Annotated in this window: 16 protein-coding genes and 2 pseudogenes; 9 read left to right on the plus strand and 9 right to left on the minus strand. The window is 74.7% G+C overall.

Translation table 11 applies throughout. The annotated features are described in order from the left end of the window. Positions 1–10 precede the first annotated feature (10 nt). Entirely contained in the window at positions 11–2,695 is a 2,685-nt protein-coding gene (gene ppdK / locus ACFW6P_RS26445; RefSeq protein ID WP_386353345.1) for a pyruvate, phosphate dikinase, read from the minus strand. A gap of 229 nt (positions 2,696–2,924) precedes the next feature. Between ppdK and ACFW6P_RS26450 the strand changes: the two genes are divergently transcribed. The 7 genes from ACFW6P_RS26450 to ppk2 all read left to right on the plus strand — a co-directional run bounded on the left by ACFW6P_RS26450 (position 2,925) and on the right by ppk2 (position 9,208). Next, a complete protein-coding gene (locus ACFW6P_RS26450; RefSeq protein ID WP_386353347.1) occupies positions 2,925–3,431 on the plus strand; it encodes a hydrogenase maturation protease in 507 nt (168 codons plus the stop codon). Positions 3,432–3,459: 28 nt separating this feature from the next. Continuing rightward, entirely contained in the window at positions 3,460–3,954 is a 495-nt protein-coding gene (locus tag ACFW6P_RS26455; protein ID WP_386425037.1) for a hypothetical protein, read from the plus strand. A gap of 9 nt (positions 3,955–3,963) precedes the next feature. Beyond that, on the plus strand, positions 3,964–4,218 hold the full coding sequence (locus ACFW6P_RS26460; RefSeq protein WP_386353351.1) for a HypC/HybG/HupF family hydrogenase formation chaperone: 255 nt from the start codon (positions 3,964–3,966) through the stop codon (positions 4,216–4,218). Between the two features lie 109 nt (positions 4,219–4,327). Beyond that, positions 4,328–7,021, plus strand: a complete 2,694-nt coding sequence (locus ACFW6P_RS26465) for a GNAT family N-acetyltransferase (RefSeq protein WP_386353353.1) — start codon at positions 4,328–4,330, stop codon at positions 7,019–7,021. Between the two features lie 41 nt (positions 7,022–7,062). After that, the gene (locus tag ACFW6P_RS26470; protein ID WP_386425039.1) at positions 7,063–7,794 is read left to right on the plus strand and encodes a CBS domain-containing protein; all 732 of its coding nucleotides are present in this window, start codon (positions 7,063–7,065) and stop codon (positions 7,792–7,794) included. Positions 7,795–7,809: 15 nt separating this feature from the next. Continuing rightward, complete coding sequence (locus ACFW6P_RS26475; RefSeq protein WP_386353357.1) at positions 7,810–8,313, plus strand: flavodoxin domain-containing protein; 504 nt, start codon at positions 7,810–7,812, stop codon at positions 8,311–8,313. Positions 8,314–8,404: 91 nt separating this feature from the next. Beyond that, positions 8,405–9,208 carry a polyphosphate kinase 2 gene (ppk2, locus tag ACFW6P_RS26480; RefSeq protein WP_386353359.1) on the plus strand — a complete coding sequence of 268 codons (804 nt, stop codon included), beginning with the start codon at positions 8,405–8,407 and terminating at the stop codon, positions 9,206–9,208. A 36-nt stretch (positions 9,209–9,244) separates the two neighbouring features. On the opposite strand, the gene ACFW6P_RS26485 is transcribed toward ppk2, so the two are convergent. The 7 genes and pseudogenes from ACFW6P_RS26485 to ACFW6P_RS26515 all read right to left on the minus strand — a co-directional run bounded on the left by ACFW6P_RS26485 (position 9,245) and on the right by ACFW6P_RS26515 (position 15,723). Further along, positions 9,245–10,150 (minus strand): universal stress protein, encoded by a 906-nt coding sequence (locus ACFW6P_RS26485; RefSeq protein ID WP_386353361.1) that lies wholly within the window; start codon positions 10,148–10,150, stop codon positions 9,245–9,247. A 191-nt stretch (positions 10,151–10,341) separates the two neighbouring features. Continuing rightward, positions 10,342–10,578 (minus strand): annotated as a pseudogene (locus ACFW6P_RS26490) (hypothetical protein); the annotation flags it as partial. Beyond that, positions 10,533–10,739 (minus strand): annotated as a pseudogene (locus tag ACFW6P_RS26495) (cation transporting ATPase C-terminal domain-containing protein); the annotation flags it as partial. The pseudogenes ACFW6P_RS26495 and ACFW6P_RS26490, both read right to left, overlap by 46 nt. A 438-nt stretch (positions 10,740–11,177) precedes the next feature. Next, on the minus strand, positions 11,178–12,902 hold the full coding sequence (locus ACFW6P_RS26500; protein ID WP_386353363.1) for a GAF domain-containing protein: 1,725 nt from the start codon (positions 12,900–12,902) through the stop codon (positions 11,178–11,180). A gap of 186 nt (positions 12,903–13,088) precedes the next feature. Next, positions 13,089–13,787: a response regulator gene (locus ACFW6P_RS26505; protein WP_386353365.1), complete on the minus strand. Its 699-nt coding sequence runs from the start codon at positions 13,785–13,787 to the stop codon at positions 13,089–13,091. Positions 13,788–13,959: 172 nt separating this feature from the next. Beyond that, complete coding sequence (locus ACFW6P_RS26510) at positions 13,960–14,622, minus strand: helix-turn-helix domain-containing protein (RefSeq protein ID WP_386353367.1); 663 nt, start codon at positions 14,620–14,622, stop codon at positions 13,960–13,962. Positions 14,623–14,652: 30 nt separating this feature from the next. Continuing rightward, positions 14,653–15,723: a zinc-dependent alcohol dehydrogenase family protein gene (locus tag ACFW6P_RS26515; protein ID WP_386353369.1), complete on the minus strand. Its 1,071-nt coding sequence runs from the start codon at positions 15,721–15,723 to the stop codon at positions 14,653–14,655. A gap of 274 nt (positions 15,724–15,997) precedes the next feature. On the opposite strand from ACFW6P_RS26515, the gene ACFW6P_RS26520 reads away from it, so the two are divergent. Together ACFW6P_RS26520 and ACFW6P_RS26525 are read left to right on the plus strand one after the other, a co-directional pair. After that, on the plus strand, positions 15,998–18,325 hold the full coding sequence (locus ACFW6P_RS26520) for a heavy metal translocating P-type ATPase (protein ID WP_386353371.1): 2,328 nt from the start codon (positions 15,998–16,000) through the stop codon (positions 18,323–18,325). Positions 18,326–18,437: 112 nt separating this feature from the next. Further along, on the plus strand, positions 18,438–18,695 hold the full coding sequence (locus tag ACFW6P_RS26525; protein WP_386353373.1) for a DUF1876 domain-containing protein: 258 nt from the start codon (positions 18,438–18,440) through the stop codon (positions 18,693–18,695). 49 nt (positions 18,696–18,744) lie between these two features. Here the strand turns inward: ACFW6P_RS26525 and ACFW6P_RS26530 are convergent, their stop codons facing one another. Then, the gene (locus ACFW6P_RS26530) at positions 18,745–21,114 is read right to left on the minus strand and encodes a glycoside hydrolase family 65 protein (protein ID WP_386353375.1); all 2,370 of its coding nucleotides are present in this window, start codon (positions 21,112–21,114) and stop codon (positions 18,745–18,747) included. Positions 21,115–21,173 lie beyond the last annotated feature (59 nt).

Genomic DNA, 21,173 nt, shown 5'->3' on the forward strand with positions numbered 1-21,173 from the left:
GGCGCGGTCCTCACGTGCTGTCGCTGCCGGTGACGCCCGTGAGCGCCGCCCGGCCCGCCTCCAGCCGCGCCGCCGGGAGCCGGAACGGCGAGCAGGACACGTAGTCCAGGCCGGCCCGGTGGAAGAAGTGGATGGACGCGGGGTCGCCGCCGTGCTCGCCGCACACGCCCGTCTCCAGACGCGGGGCGACCGCGCGGCCGGCCACCACGGCCAGTTCCACGAGCCGGCCCACGCCCTCCTGGTCCAGGGTCTCGAAGGGCGACGTGGCGAAGACGCCCTTCTCCAGATACAGGGGGAAGAAGGATGCCTCGGCGTCGTCGCGGGACAGGCCCCAGGTCGTCTGGGTGAGGTCGTTGGTGCCGAAGGAGAAGAAGTCGGCGATCTCCGCGATCCGTCCCGCCGTCAGGGCGGCCCGGGGCAGCTCGATCATGGTGCCGATGGGGCAGTCCAGGGCCGTGCCGGTCCCGGCGGCGACCTCGGCGAGGACCCGCTCCGTCTCCGTGCGGGCCAGCCGCAGCTCCTCCACCGTCCCGACCAGCGGGATCATGATCTCGGCACGGGGCCGCCCGCCGTCCCGCAGCCGCCGTACGACGGCCTCGGCGATCGCGCGTACCTGCATGGCCACCAGGCCGGGAACGGCCAGGCCCAGGCGTACGCCGCGCAGCCCGAGCATCGGGTTCTCCTCGTGCATGCGCTCGACGGCGGCGAGGAGTTCACGGTCGTGCGGGTCCGGGTGCGCGGCGGAGGCGAGGCGGACGGCCAGCTCGACACGGTCGGGCAGGAACTCGTGCAGCGGCGGGTCGAGCAGCCGGATCGTCACCGGCAGGCCGTCCATGGCCGCCAGGATGCCGGTGAAGTCCTCGCGCTGGAGCGGCAGGAGCGCCGCCAGGGCCTGCTCGCGCGCGGTGTCGTCGCGGGCCAGGATCATCGCCTCGACCAGGGCCCTGCGGTCGCCGAGGAACATGTGCTCGGTGCGGCACAGCCCGATGCCCTGGGCGCCGAGCCGGCGGGCGCGTGCGGCGTCCTCGGGTGTGTCGGCGTTGGCGCGGACCTCCAGGCGTCGGACGGAGTCGGCGTGCCCCAGGGCGCCCAGCACCGCGTGCGTGAGGGGCCCGGTGCCCTCGCCCGTCTCGAGGCAGCCGCTCACCTCCGACGCGGTCAGCGGCACGCCGCCCAGGTAGACCGTCCCGGCCGTGCCGTCGACGGAGACGGTGTCGCCCTCGTGCACCTCCACCCCGGCCGGCGTGGTGAACTGCCGGGCCGCGGTGTCGATGTCCAGCGCCTCGGCGCCGCAGACGCAGACCTTGCCCATGCCGCGCGCCACGACGGCGGCGTGGCTTGTCTTGCCGCCGCGGCTGGTGAGCACGGCCTGTGCCGCGATCATGCCGGGCAGGTCGTCGGGGGTGGTCTCGCGGCGGACCAGGACGGTGTGCTGCCCCTCGGCGGCGCGGCGCTTGGCGGCCTCCGAGCCGAAGACGACGACGCCGACGGCCGCGCCGGGCGAGGCGGGCACGCCGTGGGCGACCGGCACGTCGGTGGCGCGGGTGGCGAAGCGGGGGAACATCAGCCGGGTCAGTTCGTCGCCGCCGACGCGGGCCAGGGCCTCGTCGGCGCTGATCGTCCCGTCCTCGCGCAGCTCGTGCGCGATCCGGAAGGCGGCCTCGGCGGTGCGCTTGCCGACGCGGGTCTGCAGGATCCACAGCCGCCCGCGCTCGACGGTGAACTCGACGTCGCACAGGTCCCGGTAGTGGCCCTCCAGCGTGCGCAGATGGGCGCCGAGCTCCGCGTACGCCCGGGGGTCCAGGCGCTGCAACTCGGCCAGCGGCACGGCGTTGCGCACCCCGGCGACGACGTCCTCGCCCTGGGCGTCGGGGAGGTAGTCGCCGTACACGCCGCTCTCGCCGGTGGCCGGGTCGCGGGTGAAGGCGACGCCGGTCCCGGAGTCCGGGCCGAGGTTGCCGAAGACCATCGCCTGGATGTTCACGGCGGTGCCGAGGTCGTCGGGGATGTGCTCGCGGCGGCGGTAGACGCGGGCGCGTTCGCTGTTCCAGGAGGCGAACACCGCGCGGACGGCGCGGTAGAGCTGCTCGAAGGGGTCCTGGGGGAAGTCCTCGCCGGTCTCCCGGCGGATGACGGCCTTGAAGTCCTCGACGAGAGCAGCCAGTTCGCCCGCGTCGAGCGCGTGGTCGCCGACGGCGTCCCGTGTGGCCGCGTGCACGGCGATGGCCTGCTCGAACAGGTCCGCGTCGACCCCCATGACGGTGTGGCCGAACATCTGGAGCAGCCGCCGGTAGGAGTCCCAGGCGAACCGCTCCTGCCCCGAGGCCTTGGCCAGGCCGGCCACGGAGTCGTCGTTGAGGCCGACGTCGAGGACGGTCTCCATCATGCCGGGCATCGAGAAGCGCGCCCCGGACCGGACGGACACCAGCAACGGGTCGTCGGCCCGGCCGAGTTCGCGCCCCATCGCCCGTTCCAGGTCCGCCAGGGCGCCCGCCACCGCGGAGCCGAGTCCGGGTGGCTCCTGCCCGGTCTCCAGGTACGTCCGGCAGGCCTCGGTGGTGACGGTGAAACCGGGCGGCACGGGCAGGCCGAGCCGGGTCATCTCGGCCAGACCGGCTCCCTTGCCGCCGAGCAGCGCGGCCATGTCCCGGCTGCCCTCGGCGAACGTGTACACGTACTGCGTCGGTGTGCTCATGGATCGGTCCCTCGCTCGTACGGCACGACGGTGACAGGTGCTGCCGACCGCCAGCGTCACGGACGGTGCCTCCCTGGGGCAGGGGCCGCCGGTCCCGCCGACGAGGGCCGGCCGGCCCGTAGGGCCAGTCTCGACCGGCTCGGCCGGCGCCGCACGCGGGCGGTCCGGCCCGGCGGTGAGGGCCGTTCGGCCCTGGGGGCGGGGCGCGGGGCGGGCGCAGCGTGGAGCCATGGGGTCGCACACGCGGATCGCCGTCATCGGCGTCGGGAACGAGTTCCGGCGCGACGACGGCGTGGGCTGGGCGGTGGCCGCCCGGCTGCTGGAGCGGGCCGAGAGCCGCGCGCTTCCGCCCGGGACCGTGGTCGCGACCTGCGACGGTGACCCGGGCCGTCTGATCGGGCTGTGGGAGGGCGCCGGGCTGGCCGTGGTCGTGGACGCGGCGCACGCGCACCCGGCCCGGCCCGGCACGGTGCACCGGATCGAGCTGGACTCCGAGCGGCTGGCCCGCCCGCCCGCGACCAGCTCGCACGGGCTGGGACTCGGGGAGGCCGTCGAACTCGCCCGTGTCCTGGGGCGGCTGCCCGGGCGTCTCGTCGTGTACGGGGTGGAGGGCGCCGACGACTCCCTCGGCACCGGACTGTCACCCGAGGTCCAGGCCGTCGTCGAGCCGCTCGTCGCCTCGGTCGAGGACGAGATCGTCCGCCACCGCGTCGCCAGGGCGGGGTCCGGGTCATGACGGTGCGCCGCTTCCAGGCCTCGGAATCGTGCAGGGGGTCGGCTTCCGGCCCTTCGTGTACCGCACGGCCGTCGGGCTGGGGCTGGCCGACCGGGTCGGCTACGAAGGGGAGGCGGCGGTGCGGCTGGAGGCCGCGGCCGGGACCGCGCGCGCCGCGCCGCTCGCCCACCGGATCGTGCGCGTGGACGCACTGTGGGTGTACGACTCGGCGTCCACGGTGGCCGAGCTGCTGGAGCGGCGCGCGAGCGGTGAGCCGGTGCCCGGCCTGGCCGCCGCCTTCCACCGCACGCCCGCGCTCGCCACCGCCGGCCTGGTCGCACGGGCCGTCGAGGAGGGCGCGCCCCGCACCGTCTGCCTGGGCGGAGGGTGCTTCGTCAACGGACTGCTGCTGACCGAGGTACGCCGGCGGCTGCGCGCGCTGGGACTGCGCGTGCTCGTGGGGGGCGAGGTTCCGGTCGGCGACGGCGGCATCAGCTACGGCCAGGCCGCGGTGGCCGCGGCCCGGCTCGCCGAGGAGAGGTGAACGCATCATGTGCCGGGCATCCCGGGACGGGTTCTGGAGATCCACGACGACGCCGGACCGCGGACGGCCACGGTCGACTTCGGCGGGTTGCGGCGCGAGGCCTGCCTCGACTACACGCCCGCCGCGGGCGTCGGGACGTACGTCATCGTGCACGTCGGCTTCGCGATCACCGAGGTCGACGAGGCCGAGGCGCACCGCACGCTGGAGGTGCTGCGGGCGATGGCGGACGCCGTGGAGACGGAACTGGGCGAGCCGCTGCCGTGACGGGCCGCCCCGGGACCGTCGGGCCCCGCCCCGTGCCCGTCCGGCCCATCGGATCACCACCTGACCGGGGCGAGCCTGAGAGTGCAGACCTGCCGACGAAAGGCACGCCATGACCGCCATCCCGGACTCCGGTGAACGGGTGCACGCGCTCCTCACCGACGGCACGACGGTGTGTGTACGGCGCGCGGGGCCGGAGGACCGGGAGGGCGTCCTGCGGCTGTACGCGCGCATGTCGGACGCGAATCTGCGACGGCGCTTCTTCTCCGTGAGCCGGCGCTCCGCCGAGCAGGCCGCAGACCGGGTCGCCCGGCCGGACGGCTCCGGCTACCTGGCGCTGGTCGCCGAGCACGGCGGCCGGATCATCGGCATCGCCGAGTACCAGACAGAGGACGGAGCAGCGGACAGCGCGGAGATCTCGCTGACCGTCGGCGACGACCGGCACCACCGCGGCGTGGGCACCCTGCTGCTGGAGCACCTGGTGTCCGCGGCCCGCGCGCACGGCGTCAGGACGTTCACCGCGGACGCGCTTGCCGAGAACCACGAGATGCTGAAGGTCTTCGCCGACCTGGGACTGCGCGCGGAGCGGCGGTTCACGGGGCCGGAGGTGCACTGCGTGATCCCGCTGGAGGACACGGAGGACTACCGCACGAGCGTCGAGCGCCGCGGGCGGGCCGCGGACGTGGCGAGTCTGGTGCCGTTGCTGCGGCCGCGGTCCGTCGCCGTCGTCGGGGCCGGACGCCGGCCGGGCTCGGTGGGGCGGGCCGTACTGCACAACATGATCACGGGCCGCTACCGGGGCAGGCTGTTCGCGGTCAACCCGGCGGCGACGACGATCCTCGGCATCCCCGCCCACCCTTCCGTGCCGGCCCTGCCGGAGGTCCCCGACCTGGTGGTGATCGCGGTGCCCGCGGCGGACGTCGCCCGTGTCGCCGAGGAGTGCGGACAGGCCGGTGTGCGTGCGCTGCTGGTGGTCACCGCCGGACTCGCCGCCGAGCAGTCGAAGGCACTGCTGGCGGCCTGCCGTGATCACGACATGCGGCTCGTCGGACCCAACTGCCTCGGCCTCGCCAACACCGAGGAGCGCGTGCGTCTGGACGCCACCTTCGCCGCCGCCCACCCCGCGCCGGGCAGCGCCGGGGTCGCCGTGCAGTCCGGCGGGGTCGGCATCGCCCTGCTCGGCGGGCTGGATCGGCTCGGCATCGGCGTCTCCTCCTTCGTCTCGCTCGGCGACAAGTACGACGTCAGCGGCAACGACCTGCTCCAGTGGTGGGAGTCCGACGGGCGCACCGGACTGGCGCTGCTGCACCTGGAGTCCTTCGGCAACCCGCGCGCGTTCTCCCGTACCGCCCGCCGGGTCACCCGCCGTATGCCCATCCTGACCGTGGACGCGGGCCGTACCGAGGCCGGCCGGCGGGCCGCCGCCTCGCACTCCGCGGCGGCCGCCACGGCGACGATGACCCGGGGCGCGCTCTTCGCCCAGGCCGGGATCACCGCCACCCGCTCCGTCCCCGAACTGCTGGAGACCGCCGCCCTGCTGCACGCGCAGCCGCTGCCCACCGCCGGGCGGATCGTCGTCGTCACCAACGCGGGCGGCGCCGGGGTGCTGGCCGCGGACGCCTGCGCGGAGGCCGGGCTGAACCTGCCGCCGCTGCCGCCCGGTCTGACCGGGGACCTGCTGGCCGTGCTGCCGCCGGGCGCGAAGACCGGCAACCCCGTCGACGCGACGGCGGCGGTCTCCGAGGAACAGCTGCGGGCCTGCCTGGACCGGCTGGCCGCGCACGACGGCATCGACGCGATCCTCGTCGCCCTGGTACCGACCGCCGTGGCGGCAGCGACCGGCGACGACCTGGTCAGGGCCCTCACGCGGGCCGCCGAGCGCCGTGCCCGCACGATCGCGGCGGTCCTGCCGGACCAGGAGACGCCGGTCCGTCTGCTGCCGTCGGGCACGGGCCGGGTGCCCGCCTACGCCGACCCGCAGGCGGCCGCCCGCGCCCTGGCCCACGCCGCCGAGCGCGCCCGCCGCCTGGCCCGGCCGCCCGGCACCGTCCCGGCTCTGGCCGACGTGGACACCGCGCGGGCCCGGTCCGTCGTCGACCGGTTCCTGGAGCGGCACCCCGACGGAGCCTGGCTCGATCCGCGCACCTGTGCCGAACTCCTGGGCTGCTACGGCATCCCGCAGTCGCCGTGGGCCTGGGTGGAGACCGAGGACGAGGCGGTGCTGGCCGCCGACCGGCTGAAGGGGCCGGACGGGCAGGTCGTGCTGAAGGCCCACTGGCCGGGTCTGGTGCACAAGACCGCCGTGGGCGCGATCCATCTGGACCTGCGCGGCGACGCCCAGGTGCGGGCCGCCTTCCGGGACTTCGACGTCCGCTTCGGGCACGTGATGACCGGAGCCGTGGTGCAGCCGCTCGCGCCGCGCGGTATCGAACTCTTCGCGGGTGTGGTCCAGGACGAGGTGTTCGGGCCGCTGGTGCTGTTCGGACTGGGCGGCACGGCCACGGAGGTGCTGGCCGACCACGCGGCGCGGCTGGCCCCGCTCACCGACCGGGACGTGCACGACCTGATCACCACGCCGCGCTGCGCCCCCCTGCTCTTCGGACGCGACGGCACCCGTCCGGTCGACCTGGAAGGGCTGCAGCGGTTCCTGCTGCGGCTGTCCCGGATGGCGGGCGATCTGCCCCAGCTGGCGGAGGCGGACGTCAATCCGCTCCTCGCGCGGCCCGAGCGGGTCATCGCCCTCGACGCCCGGATCCGGCTGCTGCCGCGCCGCGCCCACGACCCCTATCTGCGCCGCCTCCGGTGAACGCGCGCAGCACGGACAGCACGGAAGGAAGGCGGGACGCCATGAAGCACAGCAAGGTCGGTGCCCTGATGACGGCCGACGTCGTCCGCGCCGAGCACGGTACGCCGTTCAAGGAGGTGGCCCGGCTGCTCGCCGAGCACGGGATCAGCGGCCTTCCGGTGGTGGACGACGACGAGAAGGTCCTCGGGGTGATCTCCGAGACGGATCTGATGACCAGGCAGGCGGAGGCCTCCGGCCCGGCCGCCCCGCCGCGCCGGTTCCACCGTCCGCGGTGGACGCGGGCAGCGCGGGCCCGCCGCGCGAGGGCGGACGCGCGGACGGCCGGGCAGCTCATGTCACGTCCCGCCGTCACGGTCCGCAGCGACGCGACCGTCGCCGAGGCGGCCCGCGTCATGGCGCGCCACCGCGTCGAACGACTGCCGGTGGTCGACGACGAGGAGCGGCTCGTCGGCATCGTCACCCGGCGCGACCTGCTGCAGGTCTTCCTGCGCCCGGACGCCGAGATCCGGTCGTCGATCCGCAACGAGGTGCTGGTGCGCGCCCTGTGGCTGACGCCCGAGTCCGTCGGCGTGGACGTCCACGAAGGCGTGGTCACGCTCACCGGAACGCTGGAGCGCCGCAGTGAGGTGACCATGACGGTGGAGATGTGCCGGCAGTTGGACGGCGTGGTCGCGGTCGTGGACCACCTCGCCTGCCGGTTCGACGACTCCTGGCGGCAGCCCGACGAGCCGGCACCGCGGATGATCACCGGTCGCCGGCTGCGCGGACTGTGAGGAGGTGCGTGAGCGATGCAGGAGAAGGTGCTGGTGGCCTACGGGTCCACCAACGGATCGACGGCCGAGATCGCCGAGCACATCGGTGAGGTACTGGCCAAGGAGGGACTGGCCGCGGCCGTGCGGTCCGCCGCCGAGGTCTCGGACCTCTCGCCCTACGGCGCGGTCGTCCTGGGCGGCGGGCTGTACGGGGGCCGCTGGCAGCGCGACGCCCGGCGCTTCGCGCGGCGGCACCGCAAGGCCCTGGCCGACCGGCCGGTGTGGCTGTTCAGCAGCGGACCGCTGGACCCCTCGGCGTCCGAGCGGGACATCCCGCCGGCGCCCGGCGTGCGGCGCATGGCCGACCGGATCGACGCCCGTGGCCACGTCACCTTCGGGGGATGTCTGGAGGGCCAGGTCAAGGGGCGCCTCGCCCGGATGATCGTCAATTCCGGGAAGGGCGGCGACTACCGCGACTTCGAGCAGATCGACCGGTGGGCCGTGATGGTGGCGGCGGACCTCGAAGGCCCCGAACTCTAGGGACCGCACCGGCACGCCGTGCGCGGCCCCCGGCCGGACAGTACGGTGCTGGAACACGGGCCCGAGGCGCCGCGGAGCGCGGGGAGGCGGCATGGCGGACAAGAGGGCGGCGAAGTTGCCGCGCAAGGCGTACGAGACGGAACTCCTCCGTCTGCAGACGGAGTTGGTGAAGCTGCAGGAGTGGGTGCGTGCCGAGGGCGCCCGGCTGGTCGTGGTGTTCGAGGGGCGGGACGCCGCCGGCAAGGGCGGCACCATCAAACGGGTCGCGGAGCACCTCAATCCGCGGATCGCCCGGATCGCCGCGCTGCCGACGCCGACCGAGCGGCAGCGCACCCAGTGGTACTTCCAGCGGTACATCGAGCATCTGCCGGCCGCCGGGGAGATCGTGCTGTTCGACCGGTCCTGGTACAACCGGGCCGGCGTGGAGCACGTGATGGGCTTCTGCACGAAGGAGGAGCACCAGCTCTTCCTGCGCCAGTGCCCGATCTTCGAGCGGATGCTGACCGAGGACGGCATCCTGCTGCGCAAGTACTGGTTCTCCGTGAGCGACACCGAGCAGCAGGAGCGTTTCCGGCGGCGCCTGGAGGATCCGCTCAGGCGCTGGAAGCTGTCACCGATGGACCTGGAGTCGGTCACCCGCTGGGAGGCGTACTCGCGCGCGAAGGACGAGATGATGGTGCACACCGACATCGCCGAGGCGCCCTGGTACGTCGTCGAGAGCGACGACAAGCGCCGCGCCCGGCTGAACATGATCGCCCATCTGCTGGACTCGGTGCCGTACCACGAGGTGCCGCCCCAGGTACTGGCGCTCCCGGACCGGCCGCCGTCGACGGGTTACCAGCGTCCGCCGCGCGACCTGCAGACGTACGTCCCCGACCACGCGGCGCGTCTGTGACGGACGGCCGGCGCGGTCGGGGACCGCGGCCCGGGGTCAGGGGTGCGCCACGACCGCCACGGGCGCGGCGGCGTGGTGCATCACCGCGTGCGCGACGGCGCCGATGTGCGCACCCAGCGGGCTGTGCCGGATCCGCCGGCCCACGACGATCAGGGAGGCCTCGCGGGCGCCCTTCACCAGATGGCTCGCGGGGCTGCCGCAGCGGGACTCCTCGACCACCTCGACGCCCGGGTACTTGTTCCGCCAGGGCCCCAGCACGTCGGTGAGCTCCTCGGCGTGCGCGCGCACCAGCTCGTCGTACAGGTTCACACCGTCGGACAGGCCGTAGATGTTGTACGGCGGCAGGTTCCAGGCGTGCAGGACGCGCAGGGGCGTGTCGCGGCGGGCCGCCTCCTCGAACGCGAACGAGACGACCGCGTCGTCGTGGCTGCGGGTGTCCAGGCCGAGCAGGACCGGGCGGAAAGCGGTCGCGGCGGACGGGATGCCGGACGGGTCCATGGCGTGCTCGTCGGCCGCCTGCTCACCGGCCCGCACGAGGATGACAGGCGCCTCGGCGCGGGCGACGACGGCCTGGCCCACGGATCCGACGACGAAGCCTGCGATCCCGCCCAGGCCGCGGGAGCCGAGGACGAGCAGTTCGGCGTCCCGCGCCGCGTCCGCCAGGACGTCGGCGGGCCGGCCCCCCTTGTGCACGGTGGTCACGTCCACCCCGGGGTGGCGCAGCGCGAGCCCCTCGGCCGCCTCGCGGGGGATCCACTCGGTCCATTCCTGCACCGTCTCGGGGCCGAGCAGCGGGGCCTGGGCCAGGTGGGCGGGGGCGGGCTCCCAGACATGCACCAACCGCACCGGCACATGACGCAGCGTGGCCTCACGAGCCGCCCACTCGGCAGCGGCGCGGCTCTCGGGCGAGCCGTCGAGGCCGACCATGATGGTGCGCGACATGCTGTCCACCTCCTGATTGCGGGTCCGCCTTCAGGATCGGGCCGGGGCGCGGCCGCCGGCAGGGGCCGCTCGTCCCCGGCGCGGCCCGTTCGGCCCCATCGCCGCCGCGCCTGCTGTCCGGCGCGCAGGGCCAGTTCCACGAGGAGCACCGCGGAGGCGGTGGCGAGGCACAGGGCCCACTGGGCGGCGGTGAGCGGGACCGTGCCGAAGACCTCCCGGGCCCAGGGCAGGTACACGGCCAGCACCTGGACGGCGGGCACCCCGGCCAGGCACCACCACAGGGTGCGGTTGCGCAGCTGGTCGCGGCCCAGGAGCGGACCGTCGTCCGCGCGCGCGCGTTCAGGGCGTTCAGCAGCTGGAACAGCACGAACGTGGTGAACGCCATGGTCAGAGCGGTGTCCGTGCCGAACGGCGTACGCGTGAGCCACAGCAGCAGGACGGTGTCCGCGGCCATCACGGCGCCGGCCCGGCCGATGGCCCGGAGCCTGCGGGCGTCGAGGATCCGCTCGCCCGGGTCCCGCGGCGGTCGGCGCATCACGTCGTCGCGGGCGGGGTCGACGGCGAGGGCCATCGCGGGCGGGCCGTCCATGATGATGTGGACCCACAGCAGCTGGGCGGCCGTGAGCGGGGCGGGCAGCCCGGCCAGGGCGGCGCAGCCGGTTCGGCGAGCCGGTCCGGGCCGAGGTGCGGCGAGGCGTTCGGCCGCCTCGCGCTCGCCGAGCCCGGTCGCCGGGTCGACCCCGAGGTCAGCGGGCACCCGGGCGGGGTCGAGCCGGTAGGCGTCCACGACCGCCGCCGGATCCGGGAGGGGGCCGTCCGTGTGACTCCGGCCGTCGGCTGGCCATCCATGGCACTCCTCGTCGTGGGGCGACGGCCGGGACGGGCCGGCGGCAGCCTCCGGTCCGCGGGGCACCCGCCCGGCGAGCTGCTCCTGCGCACTCCGGACTGGACGGCGGCCGGTGTCCGGCACAGGGCTGGAAGGGGCTCGGCGGACGCGCCGACCGGCCCTACCGCGCTCCCGCCACGCTCAGGGCTGCTTCACCGGCACGGACCACACCAGGGAGACTCCCCCGCCGGCGGGGCTGGTCACTGCGAGGGTCCCGTGCAGCTGCTCGGCGCGTTCGGCCATGTTGCGCAGGCCGCTGCGGCGGCCGCCGGGCGGGATGCCGACGCCGTCGTCGGTGACCGACAGGCGGACCTCGCGGCCGTCGGTCTCCAGGGCCACCTCGGCCCGTTCGGCGTGGGCGTGGCGTGCGATGTTGGTCAGCGCCTCGGAGAGGACGGCGATCACGTGGTCGGCGATCTCCTTGGGCACCTGCGTGTCCAGCAGGCCTTCCATCCGCAGGCTGGGCGCGAAGCCCAGCACGGGCGCGTTCTCGCCGACCACCCGCACCACCCGGGCGCGCAGACCGGAGCGGGCGGCGTCCTCGCGTGAGCGCAGCCCGAAGATCGTCGACCTGATGATCTTGATGGTCTCGTCAAGGTCGTCCACCGCGCGCATGACGCGCTCCGCAGCCTCGGGGTGCTCGATGAAGCGGCCCGCGCTCTGCAGGGTCATGCCGGTGGCGAAGAGCCGCTGGATGGCGAGGTCGTGCAGGTCGCGGGCGATACGGTCGCGGTCCTGGAGCATGGCGATCTGCTCCACGTCCCGGCGGCGCTCGGCCAGCTCCATGGCGACGGCCGCCTGCGCGGCGAACGCCTGCAGCGGCTCGGTCTCCTTCTCGGTGAACACCGGGGTGCCGGTCTCGCGCACCAGCAGCGCCACGCCGCGGACGCCGTCGCCCGTGCCGATGGGGACGGCGACGGCGGGTCCGAGTCCGGTGCTGCGCGCCGGGTCGGCCGAGAGCCTCTCGTCGGCCGACAGGTCGGCGCTGGTGACGGGGCTGCCCCCGGAGAAGGCCCGGCCGATCAGGCTGCCCTCCACCGGCAGCACCCGCCCCCGGTGCACCTCGGCTCCCTCGCCGAGGGCGAGTTCCACGGTGAGCGCGCCGGTGTCGGCCACCGGCACCGCGACCACCGCGAGAGCGGCCGCGGTGATCTCCCGCGCCCGTTCGGCGATCAGCCCGAGGACCTCGGCCCGCTCGCTGCCGGACATCAGGCTCTGCGTGATCTCGGCGCTGACCTTCAGCCAGCGCTCCCGCAGCCGCGACTCCTCGTACAGGCGGGCGTTGTCGATCGCGACGCCCGCCGCGACCGCCAGGGTGGACAGGACCGACTCGTCCTCCTCGTCGAACGCCGCTCCGCCGCGCTTCTCGGTCAGGTAGAGGTTGCCGAAGATCTGGTCGCGCACCCGGATCGGGACGCCCAGGAAGGTGTTCATCGGCGGGTGGTGGGCGGGGAAGCCGTAGGACGCCGGGTGCTCGGAGATCTTCTCCAGCCGCAGCGACTCGGGGTGGCGGATCAGCTCACCGAGGATGCCGTGACCCTCCGGGTAGTGGCCGATCCGGGCGATCTGCTCGTCGGGGACGCCCACGGTGAGGAACTCCGAGAGCCGCTCGCCGTCCGGGGTGATCACGCCCAGCGCCGCGTACTCGGCGTCGACGAGCACCGCGGCGGCCTGCACGATGCTGCGCAGGACCTGCTCCAGGTCGAGTTCGCGGCCGACCGAGAGCACGGCCTCCAGCAGGCTGTGCACCCGGTCACGGGTGCCCCGCGCCGCGTCCAGCCGCGCCTGCAGCTCCTCCAGCAGCTCGTCCAGTCTGAGCTGCGGCAGACGGACGCGCGCCTGATCGGATTCGCCGGAGCTTGCCACGGGTGATCCTCCAGCCCCGTTCGCCGTACCCACGCACCCGGCTGCCCGGAACGCGCCCGGGACGTCGCCCGGCCCAGGGGGCGCCGGGCGACGTCCTGCTCGATCCAGTCCTGCCGACGGTGGTCGTGTTTCCCCTCATTCTGGTACCCGGCGACGGTCTTGACCAATGCGGCCGGTCATCAGTGGTCAGTGCCCCTCGGGCCGGAGCCTGTCCTGGGCCTGGGTGGCGATGACGGCGGCCTGGATGCGGCGCTCGACGCCGAGCTTGGCGAGGAGGCGGGAGATGTGGTTCTTGACGGTCTTCTCGGCGAGGTAGAGCCGCTGGCCGATCTGGCGGTTGGTGAGGCCCTCTCCGATGAGGGTGAGGATCTCCCGCTCGCGGGCCGTCAGACCCGGCAGCGCCTCGGGTTCCGCCTCGTGCGGCTCGCCTCCCTCGCGCAGCCGTGCCATGAGCTTGGTCGTGGCGGCCGGGTCGAGCAGCGACTGGCCGATGGCCACGGTGCGCACGGCGGAGACCAGGTCGGAGCCCTGGATCTGCTTGAGGACGTATCCGGACGCGCCGGCCATGATCGAGTCGAGGAGCGCCTCCTCGTCGTCGAACGAGGTCAGCATCAGGCAGGCCAGGTCCGGCATGCGCGAGCGCAGCTCCCGGCAGACGCTCACCCCGTCGCCGTCGGGCAGGCGGACGTCGAGCACCGCCACCCGCGGGCGCAGCGCGGGAACGCGTGCCAGGGCCTGCTCGGCGGTGCCCGCCTCGCCGACGACGGTGATGTCCGGTTCGTCGTTCAGCAGGTCGTGCACCCCGCGCCGTACGACCTCGTGGTCGTCCAGCAGGAACACCCGGATCGGGGTGCCCGGGCCGGCTTGCAGCTCGCTGTCCGCCATCCGGGGCTCCTTCCGCGTTCGGCGCCGCCGGCCGGCCCCGAGCGGACCGGCGTCCCCGATCCTGCTCGCTGCCGGGCCGAAAGACCAGGGCCGGTCGGCCCTGACCGGGTGAGATCACCTCATCGGGCCAGACGGGTGACCGGGCGGGGACGGCGGCGTCCGACGGCAGCCCCTACCGGGGTCCCTCCCTGATGTCGCGGCCGCTGATCTCGACGGCGTCGATGCAGATCCACATCTCGCGCCGGCCGCCCGCCCAGGGCGCGCTGTGGGCCTCGTCCCGCAGCCGCTTCAGGGCCTCCGGGCTGGAGACGCCGCGAGCCCGGCCGCGTACCAGGACGCTCCAGCCGCGGCTGAACGCCTCGTCGAGGTGGTCGACCTCGAACGCGACGCGCGTGCCGAGCACCTGCGCGGGGACCGTGCCGGGTGCGGTGCGGAACGCGATCGTGCGGTCGACGACCGTGTAGTTGACGGGCAGGACCGTGGGGCCGCCGGCGCTGACCAGGGCGAGTCTGCCCACCCCGTGCGTTCCCAGGCGGCTCCAGCACGTGTCGGCGTCGAGCGTCACGAGCGCGGGTTGCCGGCCCGCCCCGCCGCGGCCGGGCGGCAGGTCGCTGTCGCCTCCGGTGAGCGTGGTGACGGTGGTCTCCAGTGCGCCGGCGAGCTGGAGGAGTGCGCCGCGCCCCGGTGTGGGGGTGCGGGACTCCTCCAGATAGCGCAGGTAGCTGGTGGCCATGCCCGCGCGCCGGGCCGTCTCCTCCTGTGTCAGGCCGAGTTCCGCGCGGCGCGCGGCGAGGCGGCGCCCCAGGTCGCCCCGGACCCGCGTGTGGTGCTCCACGACCCGTCGCCTCCCTCTTCGGTCAGCCGGTCACGGCGCCGGGACGGCCAGCTCGTCATGGCGAGGCTCGCCGAGCACGACCTTGAGCGCACCGGTCTCGCCGGCGTGCGCGAAGACCTCGTACGCCTCCTCCATCCGCTCCAGGGGGAAGGTGTGGGTCACCAGCGGCGAGGTGGGCAGGCGCCCGGAGGCCGCCATCCGCAGGAGCGTGGGGGTGGAGGACGTGTCGACCAGGCCGGTCGTGATGGTCACGTTCTTGATCCACAGCTCTTCGAGGTGCAGGGTCGCGGGCTTGCCGTGGACGCCGACGTTGGCCACACGCCCGCCGGGCCGCACCATGCGCGTGCACATCTCGAAGGTCTCCGGCACTCCCACGGCCTCGATGACCACGTCGGCGCCCAGACCCCCGGTGAGGTCGGAGACCAGTTGCTCGGGACCCTCGCGCACGGGGACGACGGCGTCGGCGCCGAGCTGCCGGGCGGCCTCCAGCCGCGCGTCGGCCAGGTCCACGGCGATGATCCGCTCGGGCGAGTACAGCTTGGCGGTGAGGACCGCGGCGAGTCCGACGGGCCCGGCCCCGACGATGACGACGGTGTCGCCCGGCGCCACGGCCCCGTTGATCACGCCCACCTCGTGGGCGGTCGGGAAGATGTCCGCGAACAGCACGGCGTCCTGGCTGGTCAGCGTGCCGGGCAGGGGATGGACGGACAGGTCGGCGTAGGGCACGCGCACGTACTCGGCCTGGGTGCCGTCGATCAGGTGGCCGAGGACCCAGCCTCCGCCGCCCCGGCACTGGCCGTAGGCGGCCTGCTTGCAGAAGCGGCAGCGGCCACAGGCGGTGATGCAGGAGACGAGGACCCGGTCGCCCGGCCGTACCGTGCGTACGTCGCTGCCGGTCTCGACGACCTCGCCGACCGCTTCGTGCCCCAGCACCGTCCCGGCGGGCACCTCGGGTACGTCGCCCTTGAGGATGTGCAGGTCCGTCCCGCAGATGGTGACGGCGTCGACCCGGACGACGGCGTCGGTGGGATCCTCGATGCCCGGGTCCGGGACGTCCTCCCAGGCGGACTTGCCGGTGCCGTGGAATACGAAGCCCTTCATGAGCGTGCCTCCCTGGGCCTCAGGCCGTTCGGCGTGACTGCTCGGAACCGTCGGGGCGCGGGGGCGCCCACCGGGGCGGCGGAGATGCCCCACTTCTTCATCTTTGACCAGCCCGGTCGCCACCGCATGGGCCGGTCGGCCCTCATCGCGACGCCACGCGGCCGGGCGGCCGGCCGAGTAGGGCCGTAAGCCCCTGCCGCCGCACCCGCCGGACGCGCTGTCATGGTGGGGGGCCTGCGCGACGGCCGCCGTTCCGGACGGACCGAGGTGTCTCATGAACGTCTCCGCCTTCACGACCCGGCTGCGCCGGCGCCTCGCCCCGGTGGCCTCCGTGGAAGCCGTACTCCTGGTCGTCACGGCGGCGGCGGTGGCCGCCGGGGGTGCCGCGTGGCTCACCGGGAACGACGTGCTCGCCGACCTGCTGTGGGCCGTGGGCACCGTGGCCGCCGTCGTCCCGGCGGTGGTGTGGGTGCTGGCGGCGCTGCACCGCGGGCACGCGGGCGTGGACGTGATCGCGGTGTTCGCCCTCGGGGGCACCCTGGCCGTCGGCGAGTACCTGGCCGGGGCCCTCGTCGGGCTGATGCTCGCCACCGGCCGGGCCCTGGAGTCCGCCGCACGGCGGCGGGCCTCGCACGACCTGCGCGCCCTGCTGGAGCACGCGCCCCGCTCGGCACGCCGCCGCACGGCCGACGGTGTGCGCACCGTGCCCCTGGACGAGGTGGTCGGCGGCGACCCGCTCGTGGTCGGCCCCGGTGAGGTGGTGCCCGTCGACGGCACGGTGGAGAGCGACACGGCCGTCCTCGACGAGTCCGTGCTCACCGGCGAGCCCCTCCAGGTCGAACGGGGCCGGGGCAAGGCCGTGCGCAGCGGCGCCGTCAACGCGGGCGGTGCCTTCGACCTGCGCGCGACCGCGACCGCGCAGGACAGCACCTACGCCGGGATCGTGCGGCTGGCCCGGCAGGCACAGGCGGAGAGCGCCCCGGTCGTGCGGCTGGCGGACCGCTACGCGGCCTGGTTCCTGCCGCTGTCCCTCGCCGTCGCGGGACTGGCGTGGCTGATCAGCGGTTCCGCCGTGCGCGCCGTCGCGGTCCTGGTGGTCGCCACTCCGTGTCCGCTGCTGCTCGCCGCGCCGGTCGCGATCGTCTCCGGTCTCTCCCGCGCCTCGCGTCTCGGGGTGGTCGTCCGGGACGGCGGCGCGCTGGAGAACCTGGGCCGGGCCCGCACGCTGCTGCTGGACAAGACCGGCACCCTCACCGGCGGCCGTCCGCGTGTCGTCGACGTCAGCGCGGCGCCCGGCTGGACGCCCTCGGAGGTCCTGCGCCTGGCGGCCTCGGTCGACCAGTACTCGCCCCATGTGCTCGCCCGGGCGATCGTCGCCGCCGCGCGGGAGCGCGGGCTGACTCTGTCGGCCGCCGCAGGCGTCACCGAGGAACCCGGCCGGGGCGCCACCGGCACGGTGGACGGGCACCGGGTGTCCATCGGCCGCGCCGGCGGCGAGGAGGACCGGCCGGGCTGGGCCCGGGCGGTCGGCAACCGGGCCCTGCTGGACGGGGCGGCCGTCGCCTGGCTGACCGTCGGCGGGCAGAGCGCCGGTGCCGTCCTGCTGCGCGATCCGCTGCGCCCCGACGCCCCACGCACCGTGCGCCACCTGCGTACGGTCGGCATCGAGCGGGTGCTGATGCTCACCGGGGACCGCGCGGAACCCGCCCGCGAGGTCGCCGCCGTCCTGGGCCTGGACGGCGTGCGCGCCGAGCTGGGCCCGGCCGACAAGGTGGCCGCCGTGCGGGCCGAGCGGAAGAGCGCGGTCACCGTGATGGTCGGCGACGGCGTGAACGACGCCCCGGCCCTCGCCGCCGCGGACGTGGGCGTGGCCATGGGCGCCCGCGGTTCCACCGCGGCCTCCGAGGCCGCCGACGTCGTGCTGACCACCGACCGCGTGGACCGTCTCGCCGACGCGGTCTCCATGGCCGTGCGGGCCCGGCGCATCGCCGTGCAGAGCGCCCTCGGCGGCATGCTGATGTCGCTGGCGGCCATGGCGGCGGCGGCCGCCGGTCTGCTGCCGCCGGCCGTCGGCGCGCTGCTGCAGGAGGGCATCGACGTGGCCGTGATCCTCAACGCGCTGCGGGCCCTGCGGGTGGACCGGGCCGCGCGCCCGTCCCTCACCCCGGCGGCCGAGGCCCTGATCCACCGCTTCGCGGCCGAGCACGACGACCTCCAGGACGTGCTGGAAGCGGTGCGCACCGCCGCCGACCGGCTGTCCGACGACCCCGGCCCGCAGGCGCTCGCCGCCGTCGAGCAGGCGCACCGGCTGCTCACCGAGCGGCTGCTGCCGCACGAGTACGCCGAGGAGCACCGGCTCTACCCGGCCCTGGCCCCCGCGCTCGGCGGCCCGGAGGCGACCGCCACCATGAGCCGCGCCCACACGGAGATCGAGCGCCTCTCCCGGCGCATCGACACGCATCTGCGTCTCGCGCGCGCCGCGGGCGGCGGCCCGGCGCCCGAGCAGCTCGACGACCTCCGCTCCTGCCTCTACGGCCTGAACACGGTCCTGCGCCTGCACTTCGCGCAGGAGGAGGAGAGCTACTTCTCCCTGGCCCCGTGAGCGGTCCGGCGGACGGTGCCACCAGGGCCGTTCGGCACCGGCGCCGCCGGTCCGCCCGCGCGCACGGTGAAGTCGAGGAGCGGTTCCGGTACGCGGTACGGAAGTGATCACCATGGAAGCCAAGCAGTGGACCGTGCAGATCTTCATCTCCGAAGAGGGCGACACCACGCGCGCGCGTGCCGTACTCAGCACACGCGACACCTCGACCCTGACGGGCAGGGGGACGGCCCGGCGCAATCCCATCGACAGGCCGGTGCCCGAGATCGGTGACGAACTCGCCGCCAGCCGGGCTCTGGAGGACCTCGCCATCCGGCTGCACGACGTGGCGGCCGACGACATCGTCATGCTGACGGGCCCCGTCCAGGCCTGAGCCCCGGCCCCGATCCGCGCGTGCGCCGGTCCCGCGGCGCGCGCGGTGCTCAGTCGGGAAGCAGCAGCCGGCTCGTCCCGCCGGGCTCGACGCCCACCGTCCGGTCGGGCAGCCGCACGGCGACCGGCGGCAGGTCGGAGGGCGGCACGGAGACCTCCAGCAGCCCGCGCTCCAGCCGCAGCCGCACCCCCCAGTGCCCCTGGTACTGCAGGGAGAACCCGTACGACGAGAGCTCCGGCAGCGGTACCGGGTCCAGCCACAGCGCCCCCTGGCGGGTCTCCAGCCCGGTCAGGCCGCGCTGGATGAGGTCGAGGGTGCCGGCCATCGCCCCGAGGTGGATGCCCTCGCCCGTGGTTCCGCCCTGCACGTCGGCGACGTCGCCGCGGAGGGCCTCCTGGCAGAACAGCCACGCCCCGGCGCGCCGGGCGCGGGCCAGGATCCAGCCGTGGACCAGACCGCTGAGGGTGGAGCCGTGGCTGGTGCGCGCCAGGTAGTAGTCGACGGTGCGGTGCCAGGTGTCCTCGTCGAGCCGGTGGCCCAGCCGGCGCAGGAGCGACCGGAGCTCGCCCGGGGAGAACAGGTAGCCGAGCATCAGCACGTCGGCCTGTTTGGAGGCCTTGTAGCGGTTGACGGTGTCCCCCTCTGCCTCGAGGATCCGGTCGAGCCGGCGGATGTCGTCGTAGCGCTTCTGATAGCCCTCCCAGTCGAGTTCGACGAGGTCGCCGTAGCCCTCGAACTGGCTGATGACGCCGTCGTGGAAGGGGACGTGCAGGGTGCGCGAGACGACGTCCCAGCGCTCCAGCTCGCCGCCGTCCAGATCGACGCGTTCGAGGAGTTCACGCCGCCGGGGCTGCGGCAGGTCGTGCAGCACCTCCAGGGTGCGGCTCAGGACCCAGGACGCCGTGACGTTGGTGTACGCGTTGTCGTCGAGGCCGGGTGCCGTGGCGCCGGGGTAGCTCTCGTGGTACTCGTCCGGGCCGACCACGCCGCGGATCCGGTGCCGGCCCAGCGTCTCGTCCCAGGTGGCCGAGTCCGCCCAGAAGCGGGCGATGTGCAGCAGCATCTCGGCGCCCTTGGTGTGCAGGAACTCCGTGTCGCCGCTGGCCTCGCAGTACTGCCACACGTTGTAGGCGATCGCCGAGCCGACGTGGTGCTGCAGATGGGTGTGGTCGGGCAGCCAGCGGCCCGAGCGGGGGTTGAGGTGCAGGCGCTGGGTCTCCTCGCGGCCGTCGCTGCCGCTCTGCCAGGGGTACAGGGCGCCGCGGCAGCCGATGGCCCGGGCGGCGGCGCGGGCGCGGTCCAGGCGCCGGTGGCGGTAGCGGAGCAGGGCGCGGGAGACCTCGGGGAAGTGCAGGTTGAGGTAGGGCAGCACGAAGAGCTCGTCCCAGAAGATGTGCCCCCGGTAGGCCTCTCCGTGCAGTCCGCGGGCCGGGACGCCCACGTCGAGGTCGGCGGTGTGCGGCGAGAGCGTCTGCAGGACGTGGAAGAGGTGCAGACGCAGAATGGCCCCCGCCTCGCCGGGGACGTCGAGCTCGGCCCGCCGCCACAGCTGGGCCCAGGCGGTGACGTGCCACCTCAGCAGCGACTCGAAGCCGGGCGCGGTGCCCACCCGGTCGACAGCGGTCTGCAGCGGGTCGCTGATCGCGGGGTCGCGGGAGGTGTGCAGGGCCACCGTCTTGTCGACGGTGACGGTGCGGCCCGGTTCCAGCGGCAGGCGCACCCGCTGGAGCGCCCGGGGGTGTTCGTGGCTGTCGGCGACCGGTGCGTCGGCGGTCAGCCGGGCCGCCATGCCGATGCGGATGTCCGAGGTGCGGGTACGGCAGCGCAGCCACACCGTGCCGGGGGTGGCGGTGCCGGTGTGGACGTGGGTCAGGTGGCGTCCTTCCAGACCGCGGTAGCGCCGCACCCCGGCGTTGACCACACCCCCGTCGAGCGCCGCCTCGACCTCCAGCTCCGTCGCGGCGCCGTCGACGGTGAACTCGGTGCGCAGGGCGGCCAGGTTCGGGTCGGCCATGTGCACGAGGCGCTGCTGCCGTACGGTCAGCACCCGCTCGCCGTCCAGGCCGTAGCGGGTCTCGCGCTCCAACAGTCCGGAGTCCAGGACGAGGGCCAGGCGGTGGCCGAGCACCGGCGCGGTGTCCGGCGTGAGCCAGGCACCGCCGGCGGTCCGGAAGCGCAGGGGCAGCCAGTTCGGCAGGTTGACCATGTCCTCGTTCTCGACCCGGCGTTCCGCGACGACGGAGACGAGGCGGTTGTAGCAGCCGGCCGCGTAGGTGCCCGGGTAGTGCACGTCGTCGGCCGTGCACTCGGGCAGCGCGCCGCGGGTGGCGAAGCGGCCGTTGCCCAGCGTGCACAGCGCCTCCTTCAGGCGTTCCTGCGCGGGGTCGTATCCCTCGTACTGCCAGGTCCAGGCCCGCATGCGCTGCCCCCTTCGCGGCTTCGGGGCCGGGTGCCCCGGATCGAGGTTCCTGCCGCACC

This window comes from Streptomyces sp. NPDC058741 (genome assembly GCF_042746715.1).
Lineage (GTDB): Bacteria > Actinomycetota > Actinomycetes > Streptomycetales > Streptomycetaceae > Streptomyces.

Coding starts and splice junctions, on each gene's coding strand:
- ppdK (WP_386353345.1), bottom strand. CDS start 2,695: ATGAGCACACCGACGCAGTACGTGTACACGTTCGCCGAGGGCAGCCGG.
- ACFW6P_RS26450 (WP_386353347.1), top strand. CDS start 2,925: ATGGGGTCGCACACGCGGATCGCCGTCATCGGCGTCGGGAACGAGTTC.
- ACFW6P_RS26465 (WP_386353353.1), top strand. CDS start 4,328: ATGACCGCCATCCCGGACTCCGGTGAACGGGTGCACGCGCTCCTCACC.
- ACFW6P_RS26470 (WP_386425039.1), top strand. CDS start 7,063: ATGAAGCACAGCAAGGTCGGTGCCCTGATGACGGCCGACGTCGTCCGC.
- ACFW6P_RS26475 (WP_386353357.1), top strand. CDS start 7,810: ATGCAGGAGAAGGTGCTGGTGGCCTACGGGTCCACCAACGGATCGACG.
- ppk2 (WP_386353359.1), top strand. CDS start 8,405: ATGGCGGACAAGAGGGCGGCGAAGTTGCCGCGCAAGGCGTACGAGACG.
- ACFW6P_RS26485 (WP_386353361.1), bottom strand. CDS start 10,150: ATGTCGCGCACCATCATGGTCGGCCTCGACGGCTCGCCCGAGAGCCGC.
- ACFW6P_RS26505 (WP_386353365.1), bottom strand. CDS start 13,787: ATGGCGGACAGCGAGCTGCAAGCCGGCCCGGGCACCCCGATCCGGGTG.
- ACFW6P_RS26515 (WP_386353369.1), bottom strand. CDS start 15,723: ATGAAGGGCTTCGTATTCCACGGCACCGGCAAGTCCGCCTGGGAGGAC.
- ACFW6P_RS26520 (WP_386353371.1), top strand. CDS start 15,998: ATGAACGTCTCCGCCTTCACGACCCGGCTGCGCCGGCGCCTCGCCCCG.
- ACFW6P_RS26525 (WP_386353373.1), top strand. CDS start 18,438: ATGGAAGCCAAGCAGTGGACCGTGCAGATCTTCATCTCCGAAGAGGGC.
- ACFW6P_RS26530 (WP_386353375.1), bottom strand. CDS start 21,114: ATGCGGGCCTGGACCTGGCAGTACGAGGGATACGACCCCGCGCAGGAA.